This window comes from Motiliproteus sp. MSK22-1, from assembly GCF_001968815.1.
Classification (GTDB): domain Bacteria; phylum Pseudomonadota; class Gammaproteobacteria; order Pseudomonadales; family Balneatricaceae; genus Motiliproteus.
In genome coordinates this window covers 135,952-148,331 of record NZ_MIEQ01000072.1, presented here as the reverse complement: position 1 = coordinate 148,331, position 12,380 = coordinate 135,952, and the positions used below count along the sequence as shown (strand labels likewise).

At 48.8% G+C, this 12,380-nt stretch carries 10 protein-coding genes; 4 read left to right on the top strand and 6 right to left on the bottom strand.

Going from position 1 to position 12,380, the window contains the following annotated elements:
• Positions 1 to 73: 73 nt before the first annotated feature.
• The 6 genes from BGP75_RS20580 to BGP75_RS20555 all read right to left on the bottom strand — a co-directional run bounded on the left by BGP75_RS20580 (position 74) and on the right by BGP75_RS20555 (position 8,073).
• Entirely contained in the window at positions 74 to 1,090 is a 1,017-nt protein-coding gene (locus BGP75_RS20580; RefSeq protein WP_233152989.1) for a GlxA family transcriptional regulator, read from the bottom strand.
• A 113-nt stretch (positions 1,091 to 1,203) separates the two neighbouring features.
• Complete coding sequence (locus BGP75_RS20575; RefSeq protein WP_076720761.1) at positions 1,204 to 1,995, bottom strand: carnitinyl-CoA dehydratase; 792 nt, start codon at positions 1,993 to 1,995, stop codon at positions 1,204 to 1,206.
• A gap of 127 nt (positions 1,996 to 2,122) precedes the next feature.
• Positions 2,123 to 4,249, bottom strand: coding sequence for an acetate--CoA ligase family protein (locus tag BGP75_RS20570; RefSeq protein ID WP_076720760.1), 2,127 nt, complete (start codon positions 4,247 to 4,249; stop codon positions 2,123 to 2,125).
• Between the two features lie 59 nt (positions 4,250 to 4,308).
• A complete protein-coding gene (locus BGP75_RS20565; protein ID WP_076720759.1) occupies positions 4,309 to 5,469 on the bottom strand; it encodes an acyl-CoA dehydrogenase family protein in 1,161 nt (386 codons plus the stop codon).
• A gap of 171 nt (positions 5,470 to 5,640) precedes the next feature.
• Positions 5,641 to 6,921, bottom strand: a complete 1,281-nt coding sequence (locus BGP75_RS27270; RefSeq protein WP_198939500.1) for a thioesterase family protein — start codon at positions 6,919 to 6,921, stop codon at positions 5,641 to 5,643.
• Positions 6,922 to 7,110: 189 nt separating this feature from the next.
• Entirely contained in the window at positions 7,111 to 8,073 is a 963-nt protein-coding gene (locus BGP75_RS20555; protein WP_076720758.1) for a GlxA family transcriptional regulator, read from the bottom strand.
• Positions 8,074 to 8,344: 271 nt separating this feature from the next.
• On the opposite strand from BGP75_RS20555, the gene BGP75_RS20550 reads away from it, so the two are divergent.
• The 4 genes from BGP75_RS20550 (at position 8,345) to BGP75_RS20535 (ending at position 12,371) form a co-directional block, all read left to right on the top strand.
• Entirely contained in the window at positions 8,345 to 9,361 is a 1,017-nt protein-coding gene (locus BGP75_RS20550) for an ABC transporter substrate-binding protein (protein ID WP_076720757.1), read from the top strand.
• A gap of 164 nt (positions 9,362 to 9,525) precedes the next feature.
• On the top strand, positions 9,526 to 10,335 hold the full coding sequence (locus BGP75_RS20545; RefSeq protein ID WP_076720756.1) for a taurine ABC transporter ATP-binding protein: 810 nt from the start codon (positions 9,526 to 9,528) through the stop codon (positions 10,333 to 10,335).
• A gap of 3 nt (positions 10,336 to 10,338) precedes the next feature.
• The gene (locus BGP75_RS20540) at positions 10,339 to 11,196 is read left to right on the top strand and encodes an ABC transporter permease subunit (protein WP_076720755.1); all 858 of its coding nucleotides are present in this window, start codon (positions 10,339 to 10,341) and stop codon (positions 11,194 to 11,196) included.
• Positions 11,197 to 11,594: 398 nt separating this feature from the next.
• Positions 11,595 to 12,371 carry an ABC transporter substrate-binding protein gene (locus BGP75_RS20535; protein WP_198939499.1) on the top strand — a complete coding sequence of 259 codons (777 nt, stop codon included), beginning with the start codon at positions 11,595 to 11,597 and terminating at the stop codon, positions 12,369 to 12,371.
• Positions 12,372 to 12,380: the final 9 nt, after the last annotated feature.

The window sequence follows — 12,380 nt, the reverse complement described above, 5'->3', positions numbered from 1 at the left end:
TTCATTCACACCTTTATATTAGGACAAAACAAACTAGTCAGTGGTCAAACAACAACAAAGGCTAGCAATACCTTTAACAACCCCTTTGCAGAGCCATCCGCTGTAACTCCAGATCCTGCTTGCGATCAGTTCTCGGAGAAAGTCCAAAGCAGGACTTGTAACTGCGGGAAAAATGCTCTGGCGAGTGAAAACCACAAGCGATTCCAACCTCAACAACAGGCATCTGTGTTTGACGCAATAACTGACGAGCCCGTTCAAGCCGTAACTGCAGATAAAAGCGCGTAGGCGTACTGTTCAACTGTTTATGAAAGAGCCGTTGCAGACATCTCAATGGAAGCTGCACAACAGTCGCTAACTCACTAATATCCAGAGGCTCCTCCAGGTTTTGTTCCATCACTTCCACCACCTGTACTAACTGAGGATGATGGATATTCAGCCGTCTCCCGGCATCAAGACACTGGTGATCCTGAGTACCGCGAATTCGTTCATGAATAAATTGATCCGAGACTTTACGGGATAATTCAGCACCATGACGTTGGCGAATCATATGCAGCATCATGTCAATTGCCGCAGTGCCTCCTGAACAACTGAAACGATTCTCGTCAAACTCAAATAATTTTGTCGTTGTCCTTATCTTGGGAAAAGCCTCTTTAAAGGCAGCCAGGCTCTCCCAGTGCAGGGTAGTCCGGTGATTTTCCAACAACCCGGCGTGAGCCAGTGCATAACAACCGGTATCCATTGCCCCGATCACCATACCCTTTCGATCCAATTGTCTCAGGCGAGACAGAAGTTCAGGAGTCAGACTGGCCTCGGGTTCAAAACTGGCATCAACAATCAGGATAGAACAACGCTCCAAACCATCCAGACCTGTCTCCACGGCAACAGGAATACCGCTACTGGATATAACCGGCTCACCATCCTGAGAGAAAAAATGCCAGCTGTATAGATCTCCCCCAAAACGATTAGCGACCCGCAATGGTTCTAATGCACAAAACAGGGACAGCATTGCAAATTGAGGCAACAGCAAGAACCCGATATGTTCTGGTCCGTCCTTTACAGGACTCTGTTTGTTAAGTTGGCTGACACCCAAAGTTTACGCTCCCGGATATAACCACAGAAAGCTTCGTCGCGGCTGCAACGTCCTTCGCTCAAATTATCCTGTTTACCGGTACCCATGTGCCATATCCTGTCTCCTTGGGCCAGCTATTTCCCCTGCCAAACAGGAGTACGTTTTTCGCTGAACGCCAAAGGTCCTTCGATAGCATCCTGAGATCTTAGCATTTTTTGATAAACAGGCAGCTCACCACTACGCTGAAGCTGATATGACTCCTCAATACTGAGCTGCTCGGTCGCGCGAATAATCTCTTTAATCGCAGCGACAGACAAAGGAGCACTGTGCAGAAGTTGATGAGCCAATTGACGCGCCTGATCCATTAACTCGACAGGAGAGCAAACCCGATTCACCAGCCCCCAGCGAGCAGCTTCATGTGCATCCATGCGACGACCAGTCAACAACATTTCGGTGGCAATAGCGACAGGTAATCGGCGAGGTAAACGAAAAACACCTCCGCTATCGGGGATAATCCCCAACTGAGCTTCAGAAAGAAAAAATTGGGCATGGTCGACAGTGACAATCAGATCACAGGCAAGAGCCAGCTCAAAACCACCTCCGGCAGCAAAACCGTTAACGGCTGCTATCACGGGTTTATTCAGATCAAACAATTCAGTTAATCCGGCAAACCCACCGGGTCCAAAATCGGCATCAGGCGCTTCTCCTTCTGCTGCCGATTTCAGATCCCAGCCTGCTGAAAAGAATCGCTCACCCGCTCCGGTAATAATGGCCACACCGAGTGTCGGATCATCACGAAAATTAATAAAAATTTCTCCTAAAGCATGGCTGGTCGCTGCATCAATAGCATTCGCCTTAGGACGATCCAGGACTATTTCAAGAATGCCTTTTTCACGGCAGGTGCTGATATTGGAATATTGGCTCATCTGATAACTCCCGACTGAACAGGGTTGCTGGATGTCTGGCAACACCAGCCAGTACTGATGCCCAAACGCCTACCTTCTCGTTTACAAGTTTTTTGTTAGTGAGTTTTTGTGTTACTGAATACTTTTGTTACTGAGTGGTTCTGATCATCGCATCCACCGCTATCACCCCCTGTCCCGTTGGCAATACCATCAACGGATTGATATCCAACTCCAATAAATCCTGCCTGTGTTCAATGGCATAGGTCGCTACGGCCATAACAGCATCCAGTAGTGCTTCAATATCTCCCGGAGGTTTACCGCGATAGCCTGTCATCAATGCTTTACACTTCAAACGATCCAGCGCTCTTGCCACAGATTCCCTACTGGTCGGCAACAACAGTGTGACACTGTCCTCGATCAGGTTAACCAGTACACCGCCACTGCCAAGCGTCAGCGCCAACCCAAACTGGGGATCACGTTGAACCCCTACAATGAGTTCCGCCACCGGATCAGTGACCATCGGCTCTACCAGAAAACAATTGCAGCTTTTACCCTGTCGAGTGAGTGTCAGCTCCATCATTGCCATCGCCTCAGTGACAGCTTCAGTCGCTTGCAGGTTGAGTATCACAGCCCCCAACTCTGTCTTATGAACCAACTGATCACTCACAGCCTTAAGGGCCACAGGATACAGGGTTGTAATTGCCGGTCGGTCACCTGATCGAAGTAACTGCCCCTGAGGTACCGGCAAACCATAAGACGACAGCTGTTGCTTACTTTGCCACTCATCCATAAGACGACCGTTGGAAGCTGCTGGATTAACATCGGGTAAGGCTACATGACAAAATGACTGATTCATCGCATCCATTCGTCGCTGCTGATACCAGGCACTGTAAGACAAGGCTCGAATCCCCTCTTCCAACCCCTGCAACGGAGCGATTCCTGCTGAGATTAGTCGCTGACGAACTGCTGAACCCAATCGCTCAGGAAAAGTACTGATAACCGCCAGCATTCCTGATTCAGAGCTTAAGGAGTTGTTGATGCTGTGGTTAGTGGCCGTGGTAGCAGTGTTAATCAGTGCCTGGATGCTGGCATCCCAATCTTCTTCATCCTGAGTGCCAATGGGCGGACAGTCGATAATCAGTACGGTGGCATCAAATGAATCAGCTTGCATAACCCTGAAACAGCGGGTGAGTTCTGCTTCGTTACCCCAAATCGCCGTGTTGTAATCCAAAGGGTTCGCTACGGTGACAAAGTCATCCAACTGCTCTTGCAGGGTTTCAGTTTGTGTAAGACTCAGATCCGGCAGAACCAGTCCACAGACATTCGCCAGATCCGCCGCTAATGCAGCATCACCACCGGCGCAGGTCATTATCCCGATACGATTTCCGTTCAATGGGGCTGCGCAGCAAAACAGCTTAAGTGTTTCTGTCATTTCCGTCATGGATTTCACTCGGATAACACCCAGACGCTGAAACAAGGCATCGTAAAAAGTATCTGAACCGGCCAGAGACGAAGTGTGTGACGCCGTCAGTTTCGCCGCAACCTCTGAAACTCCCACTTTGATTGCAATGATGGGCTTACCCTTTTCCAACGCATACTGTGCTGCTCGACTAAATGCCGGAACATCATCCAGGCCTTCGATATAAAGACCTATACAGTCGACTCGATTATCCTCCACCAGTGCCTGAATATAATCCCCGATACCCAGAACGGCCTGATTACCAACACTGATAACATGCGCCAGCGGCAGGCTGCGCTCCAGCATAGTCATATTCAGGGCGATATTTCCGCTTTGAGAGATCACAGCCGCCCCATGGGCCACCCTTTCTCCCCCGAACGCTGAAGGCCAAAGAGTCACGCCATCAACAAAGTTAAGCACTCCATAACAATTGGGCCCCACTAAAGCCATATCACCGGCGGCTTCGACCAGGCATCGCTGAAGCTCAGATCCGGCGCCACCAACTTCAGCAAAACCTGCTGCATAGCACACACAACCACCCACGCCTTTTTTTGCTAATTCGGCAACAACCGCCACAGTCTGATTACTGTTGACAGCAACCAGAGCAGCATCGGGAATCTGAGGTAAATCATCCAGAGTGGCATAGCAAGACACACCACCGATGCTTTCATAAAATGGGTTCACCACAAAGAGCTCTCCCTGATAACCGATGGTTTCACAGGTTTTGATGGCTGTTGCCAACCCCCGACCACCGATAAACACCACACTACGGGGTAGCAGCATTCGTTGCAGGTTCTTGCGCTGTTGTTTATTCATGGGACAATTCCTGGAGCGACTGATCAGCCATTTTTCTCTCAAATGGCGCAGGCGTGCGGTTAAGCTTCCAACGGACGTAAGAGAGCTCGGGAAATAATATGACGCTGTATTTCACTGGTACCGTCCCAGATTCTCTCCACCCGGGCATCACGCCAGAAGCGCTCTATCGGCAGTTCTTCCATAAGCCCCATTCCACCAAAAATCTGAACTGCGTTGTCAGTCAATCGAGCCAGCATCTCTGTGCTGTATAGTTTGGCAATAGCTGCATCCTGATCAGTCATCGTCCCCTGACCCAGTTTCCAGGCCGCTTTCAGGGTAAGCTGTTCCGCAGCAGCCAGTTCCGTCGCCATATCTGCAAGTTTGAAAGAGGTTCCCTGAAACTTACCAATACTCTGACCGAACTGCTTACGATTAGCTGCCCAGTCCGTAGACATCTCCAGCACTCGTCTGCCACGACCGACTGACAGGGCAGCAACAGATAACCGAGTCGCCCCAAGCCACTCATTAGCGACATCAAAGCCCTTGTGCTCTTCCCCTAAAATTTGTGACTGATGAATCCGGCAATCAGTGAAATAGAGTTCACATTGGTGATAACCACGATGTGAAACACAATTGGAACCCCGACGAACCTCAAAGCCCTCAACATCCATATCCACCAAAAAGCTGGTTATTTTCTTTTTCGGGCCCCGAGCAGTCTGTTCCATACCTGTCGCTGCAAAAAGAATGGTGAAGTCCGACATATCTGCATGACTGATAAAGTGTTTACTGCCGTTAAGCACAAAGTACTCGCCGTCCCGCTCGGCTTTACAACTCATTGCGCGAACATCGGACCCTGCCCCGGGTTCTGTCATCGCCAGGCACTCTGTTCGCTCTCCACGAATCGTCGGCAGCAAATAACGCTCCACTTGCTCACCTTTGCAGGCCAGCAGAATATTGCTCGGACGGCCAACAAGTGACTGAAGAGCAAAACTGGTCCGCCCCAACTCCATCTCCATCAGTGCAATATCAAAATCACTCAGCCCTCCGCCACCCAGAGTATCCGGCATATTGGCGGCGTAAAAACCATGATTCAACGCCTTATCCCTGATATTTGCGGCCAGTTTATCGGTGACGACATTATTGCTTTCAACCTCGTCCTCGTACGGCATCAGTTCCTGCTCCACAAAGGCACGGGTACTGTCGATGATCATCTGTTGTTCGTTTGTCAGGCCAAAATCCATGGGGGTATCCCTCATTCTTATCTGAGTTTTCAGTTACAAAGGAAATCGTCTGCAAAGGAAATAGTTGCTGAAAACACAACTCTGCCTAAGAGAAATATTCTGCCAATTGTCAGCGCGGTAACGATCCCGGCAAGTAATGCCAACCCTGGCCACCAGCGCTATCAATCGTAATCAGGGGCTGATCGTCATGACTCGGCCAACCTGCTTCGGAACGGGTAATTCCTGATGGGTTTCAAGAATGGCCAGCAGTGCTTCCAATACCGGCGGTTGAATGGCACAGGCTGTTGCAGCGGCCATGTCCACATGCAGTAACATCTGCTCCGTAGTGCAGAGAAGATCACCACTCGCAGCGTGAAACATGCTGTGAAACAGATGCAGACGCTTTTTATCAACAGCCAGTATTTGGGTACTGTAAGTGAGAGGATCGCCATTACTGGCTTCTCGGTAGTAGTTGATATGGGTTTCCACGGTATAAAAAGAATTTTCAGAGGCGCGATAGTCTTCATCGATACCGATGTAACGAAACAGAGCATCGGAGGCTTCTCCAAAGGCATACAAATAAAAGGACTCGCTCATATGTCCGTTGTAATCCACCCAATCCGGCAACACATTGCCTTGATATAACCGTAACGGAGCTTCAACCTTAACTCCCGGACGCCATTGGGAGTATTGCTGCGCTTGATAACGCAGCCGTTCGGCATCGGCAAGCCCCAGGCCAGCACCGACCTGATGGTGTCGCTGCGACTTCATAAGATCAATCAGACAGGCATTACGCTGGGGGGATTCCAGATCACCGGTACTCCAGTTAAGAGCAGGCCCCATGGATAACAGGTTCTGAAGTTCGTTACGGGTCGCCTGCCCTTCCTTTTCTATCTGCTCCATTTCCTGATGCAATGCCCGCTGAAGTCGCAAGGAAAGGGGAGCAGATTGAGCAGATACCGAGGGCTGCATACCCAACTGCTGAAAAAAATCGCAGACCCTATCGATCCGTACTGCACTCAGATTTTGCCCAGTCAATTCAACCAGAGGCAACAAATGAAGCGGCTCCTGAGTAAGGCAGCGAACAGCGGGTACATTCCCCGGCAAAGCCACATTTTGCTCAACAGCGATTAATAGCTCAGGGAACGATTCAATCAGAGCGGTATCCAGTCGATAGTCAGGGTCGCAGATCAGCAGCAATGAGACCTGATCGAGCGCCTGTTGCAGTTGATCATGGATTACGTACCCTGAAGGCTTTGCATCAGCGGCTATTCCTGTACGGAGCAATTCGGGCCAGTAACCTCTGATAAGCGAATCCAGTCTGGTATGATCATCAGATGCATTCCAGTGATGAGGAATGATTCCCTGTGCAAGGCTTCGAGCTGACCAGCAAGCGGTCTGCTCCGGACTGCCTAGCAGACAGAAACGCAGTCTATTGTTCAGATTAGTTGGCAATTTACCGGGTATTGTCACGACAGCCCCCTGCTTGGATTCCGTTAACAGGAATCACTGAAAGTTGTTATTGTTGTTTTGTTAAGCACCATATTAAAGGAACAGGCTTCGACAAAACCTGATACAAAACGACAATAAGCTGATCTGAGGTGACACAGCAGCAGGCCCGGGAGGGCCCTAAAAATAATTTTGACCTCAACAAAAAACAGTTCAGGCCTGACGGTCCTTGCTCGGCGCCACTCCATACTGTGCTAAATAACAACGGCTGAAGTGAGCCGAGGAACTGAAGCCACAAGCCACGGAGATACTGGTTACACTTTGGCTGGTTTGTTGAAGCAATCTTCGCGCCTGCTCTAACCTTAGTGCGCGATAATAAGCCCCTGGCGTCGTTTTCAGATGCTTACGAAACAGGCGCTCCAGCTCTCTGTCGGATATGTGCACTTCTGCTGCAAGCTCCGGAATAGTCAGCGGTTGTTCCAATGTCCGTTGCATAATTTTAATCGCAGAGATCAACTTTAGATTTGTCGTTCCCAAACGGGCCTGTAATGAAAGGCGCTGAGGATGCTCAGCACTTCTCCGTTGGCTATAAATAAGCTCTTCCGAGACCGCTGCCGCCAAATCCTGACCGTGTTGACACTGAATCAGGTGAAGCATCATATCCAGTCCGGACAAGCCGCCGGAACAGGAAAAACGATTACGATCAATTTCAAAAATATCATCGACAACCTTCACTTTGGGAAACTCTTCCGCGAAACTGTTGAGATTCTCCCAGTGAATTGTCGCGCGATAATTATTCAGCAAACCGGCCACAGCCAAAATGTAGGACCCCGTGTCCTGGGCACCGATAATCGAGCCATGAGAAGCCTGTCGTCTTAACCAGCCTGTTAGCTGCGGCGTTACGTACAGCTGGGGATCATAACCGGCACATACAACCAGCATTTCCGTTTGCGGCACTTCATCAACAGCCGCGTCGGCAAGCAATGACATCCTGTCACTGGAAATCACCGGTTTGCCATCAAGAGACAAGTTTTTCCAAGTATAAAGTTCCTTTCCACTGATAGTATTAGCCCAACGTAACGGATCAACCAGTGAAGAAAAACCAATCAGCGAAAAACGAGGCAAGAGTAAAAAACTGATTTCCTGAGGGAGTTTAGTTGGATAATTGCCAAACATATCAGTCCTTAAGGTAGTCGAGATTAATCAATTTTTTATCGATAAACTACAACTATATCCCAGTTCAACCAGCAGGTCCTCTGCCGAGAAATATCGGTAGCCTCTCGACAGGCTCCGGCGTTTTCCAGCTCATTTCAAGCACGCCTGTTGATGTTAGAAAAACTAACATCAACAGGATATTACTCAATTGTTACCCTTCTTTTTCCGCTGCAATATGGGTACTGCAAGGTTAACAACTATAAAAGTAACGAAACTGATGCAGAGAGAACTCATGAAAATAAAAAAATCTTCAGGTCTCATTTCTTCTACTGTAAAGGCAGCCCTGTTTGCTGCATCTGCGTTAACTGCTATGCACGTAGCAGCTGCCAATAAGCCCGATAAGGTCACAGTCGCTTATTTCCTGGAGTGGCCCACCGCTAATCAGGCAGCGCAGTTAAACAAAACCTACGATTCAAAAATGGGGGTCGAGGTCGAGTGGCGCGCTTTTGATTCCGGTACTGCTATGTCCGCAGCCATGGCCTCCGGCGATGTGGATATTGCTTATTCTCAGGGTCTTGTACCCTTTACAGTTGCCACCTCTCAGGGCTTGCCAATCACCATGGTGGGCATCGCTGTCTCCTACGCCGAAAATGATAACTGCGTGGTTAATCGATCAACAGGTATCACTCAAGAAAACGCGAGCAGCCTGGAGGGTAAAAAGGTTGCTGTACCTTTTGGCACCGTGGCCCATTACAAGATGCTGCGGATAATGAGTCATCTCAAGGTAGACAGCACCAAAATCCATCTGCTGGATATGGCGCCTGCTGACAGTGCTGCCGCCATGGCGCGTGGTGATGTTGCTATGGCCTGTGGTTGGGGTGGCGCTCTTCGCCGCATGAAACAATACGGTTCCGTGCTGATGACCGCCAAACAACAGGAAGCCATCGGTATCCGTGTGTTCGATGTCATATCGGTGAATAACAGCTTTGCTGAACAATACCCCGAGCTGGTAACCGGTTTTTTACAGGTGACTGATGATGCAAATCGTGGATTTATTGAAAACCCAAAACCATTACAACCAACCATCGCCAAAGCTGCCGGCCTGTCCCTGGAAGATTCAAATCAGGTGCTGGCTCTGTTCGAATTCCCGTTAAAGGATGCACAGCTGTCCACCAACTGGCTGGGCGGTACGGTTCAGAGCTTCACCAAAGAAGTTGCGGACTTTTTTGTGTTGCACAAGCAAATACCAAAAGCACTGCCGGACTACAGCCAATACATCGATTCCCGTTTTTATGAAAAGGTCAATTAAGCCTGCCGGACGGGTATCCAGGTGATTTTATGGTAGATCCAATAGCCCTGATAGCACCAACGCTGGACAGGGCTGGTTTCTCGGATAGCTCAATCTTTTTCTGACAGGCTGTCTCCAGGCTGATCTCTATCCAATCAATACTCCACATACATAAGGGTATGACCATGTCTGATTTAGTGGTTAATAACGTATCCATGGTTTTTGATACACCCAGCGGTGATCAAGTTGAAGCCTTACAAAATGTATCTTTTAGTTTAAAACAAGGTGAACTGCTTTCTATTCTGGGGCCTTCAGGCTGCGGCAAGAGTACCCTGATGAATATTGTCGCCGGCTTTCTGGCACCGACGGCCGGGAAAGTATCGCTCGCATCGACTGAACTGCACGGTCCCGGATCCGACCGGGGAATGGTGTTCCAGCAGGGGGCACTATTTGAATGGCTATCGGTAGCGGAAAATGTAGGTTTTGGGCCGATGATGAAAGGTACTCCAAAAGAGCAGATAAAAAAGACGGTTACAGAACTGCTGCAAATTGTGGGCTTACAGGATTTTTATGACAAGCCGGTTTACGAGTTATCCGGCGGTATGCAGCAACGGGTTGCCTTGGCACGCTGTTTAGCCAATGACCCGGATGTAATTCTAATGGATGAGCCTCTGGGTGCACTCGATGCCCTCACCCGGGAGAAAATGCAAAGCCTGGTACTTAAGCTTTGGAAGGAAACCGGTAAGACCATCATCCTTATCACCCATAGTGTTGAAGAAGCGCTGTTTTTGGGAGAAAAACTATTTGTTATGGCACCTCGCCCCGGCCGCATAAAGCAACAATACGAGTTACCGTTTGCTGAAGCGGGATTAGTTGAGGACCCTCGCGAGATCAAAGCATCGACCGAATTTATCTCTAAACGTGAAGAGATACTCTCCATGATCTGGGATATGGAAGAGGAAATCATGGGCCAAGTCGAAATGGCAGGAGACTAAATTATGGTACTAATACAGCAGGTAAAACAAGTTATAGGTCTCTCCGAAGACGGCCTGACAAAACGCAAGACCGTCACTTTTGGAGATACTTCCGCCGTGGCCAATGGTCGTACCTGGAGCATACTTTCAGTCATTACGATGGCCGTAGTTTGGTATGTCGGAAGCGCTCTGGAATTTATCAATCCCATTTTTTGGCCTTCACCCCAGGCCGTCTGGGAACAGTTTATTAATATTTCCGGTGAGGGTTACCGCAACTTCTCTCTGCTGGAACATATCTGGGCGAGTCTCTACAGAATTCTGATAGGTTTCGCCCTTGGTTGCTTAGTCGGTGTTCCTCTTGGATTCGCAATGGGGTTATCAGAAGTGATCAAGGGCTGGTTCGACCCGGTGGTCGAGTTCTTTCGCCCAATCCCTCCCCTGGCATTTATTCCATTAGTGATTATCTGGTCCGGAATTGGCGAGCGCTCTAAAATCATGCTGCTATTTTTTGCCGCACTTTGGGTCATGGTAATCGCTGCTCGCGCGGGAGTTGGCAGCGTAAAGCTATCCAAAATACATGCGGCTTATTCTCTCGGAGCCAGCAAAAAACAAGTACTGCTACATGTTATTTTGCCAAACTCACTTCCCGAGATATTTACCGGAATGCGGGTAGCAATGGGTATTTGCTGGGGAACGGTAGTGGCAGCAGAACTGGTGGCAGCAGAATCCGGCGTTGGCTTCATGATTATGGCAGCCAGTAAATTCCTGGCCACAGACGTTGTCGTGTTAGGGGTCATTATTGTCGGCCTGATCGGCTACAGCATCGACATTCTGATGCGAAAGCTGGAGGCCAAACTTATCCCCTGGAAGGGGAAAACCTGATTTAAGGATATTTTTATCCCCCCTCTCATCAGCAAATCAATCCTGCATATTCTCGGCGGCTCCTGAATCAGCGATAGGCACCGAAAACAGCACATTTAGCCATTCCAGGGCTCGCTGAGAATATTATAGGCTTATTCGAAGGTTCCTTAACTCAAGCTCCTTCGCAGCAACTCTGTACTACACTGAATAAAACACTCCACAAGCAACTCCTAAAACAACAAAGAAAAGAGAGCCTTGTCAGCAATCTACAAACTGGTCCACTGGACTCCAGAGCGATTGGAGATCCGGGCAACTATCAAACAACAGACACGGAAAATAGAACCTCAATTTTGTTGTAGCTACAATTACCAGACCTCTGTATCAGTCTGCAAAAGCCTTATTAATACATTGGAGATTATATGATGGTTATTCGAGTACTTGCTGTTATCGCCCTGATGTTTTCCGGCCTCTCTACGGCTGCAACCAAAGTGACGATTTATGGGGATAATGGCTACCCTCCCTATTCCTATAACGAGTTTGGCAATGAGTTATCCGGTATCTATACCCAGATTCTCGAGCAAATTTTTTCCCGTATGCCTGATTACGAAGTTTCCCTGGAGGGCATAAGCTGGAAGGATGGACTAAAACTCGTCGAAAAAGGGAAAATCTTTGCTCTCTACCCCCCCTACAAACGTGCACAACGTCCATTTATGGAGTATGACGCGCCGATCCTGCAAGAAGAACAAACAGTCTTCTGTCGGAAATCCGTTCTGGAAACAAAACGAGACACCTGGCCGGATGATTACCTGGGGCTTAAAGTCGGTAACAACGCCGGTTATGCCGTTGGTGGGGACAAGTTCTGGGAACTGGTCAAGTCTGGCGACATAACGGTAGAAGAGGCGGAGAGCACAAGTGCGAACCTGCTAAAACTTATTGATGGTAAGTTGGACTGCTACATGAACGACGGTCTATCTATCGAATGGGAGCTGAAAAAACTGGCTAAGAAGGGTGAGTATGACGGTAGCAGCATCCAAAAAAGCGACGTGATCAGCTCAGAGAACGGCTATCTTGGCTTTGCGACTAACGGTGATGCATTCCCTTACAAGGATGACTTCAAAGCGAAATACTTAAAAATTCTCAAAGAACTAAAAGAAAGCGGCAAGATTGACAGAATTATTCGTCAGTACGTCCGTTAACTTCCAGTC

Bases quoted from the DNA above. Each gene is read 5' to 3' on its own strand.
- BGP75_RS20575 (WP_076720761.1), bottom strand. From the start codon at position 1,995: ATGAGCCAATATTCCAATATCAGCACCTGCCGTGAAAAAGGCATTCTT.
- BGP75_RS20570 (WP_076720760.1), bottom strand. From the start codon at position 4,249: ATGAATAAACAACAGCGCAAGAACCTGCAACGAATGCTGCTACCCCGT.
- BGP75_RS20565 (WP_076720759.1), bottom strand. From the start codon at position 5,469: ATGGATTTTGGCCTGACAAACGAACAACAGATGATCATCGACAGTACC.
- BGP75_RS20555 (WP_076720758.1), bottom strand. From the start codon at position 8,073: ATGTTTGGCAATTATCCAACTAAACTCCCTCAGGAAATCAGTTTTTTA.
- BGP75_RS20550 (WP_076720757.1), top strand. From the start codon at position 8,345: ATGAAAATAAAAAAATCTTCAGGTCTCATTTCTTCTACTGTAAAGGCA.
- BGP75_RS20545 (WP_076720756.1), top strand. From the start codon at position 9,526: ATGTCTGATTTAGTGGTTAATAACGTATCCATGGTTTTTGATACACCC.
- BGP75_RS20540 (WP_076720755.1), top strand. From the start codon at position 10,339: ATGGTACTAATACAGCAGGTAAAACAAGTTATAGGTCTCTCCGAAGAC.
- BGP75_RS20535 (WP_198939499.1), top strand. From the start codon at position 11,595: ATGATGGTTATTCGAGTACTTGCTGTTATCGCCCTGATGTTTTCCGGC.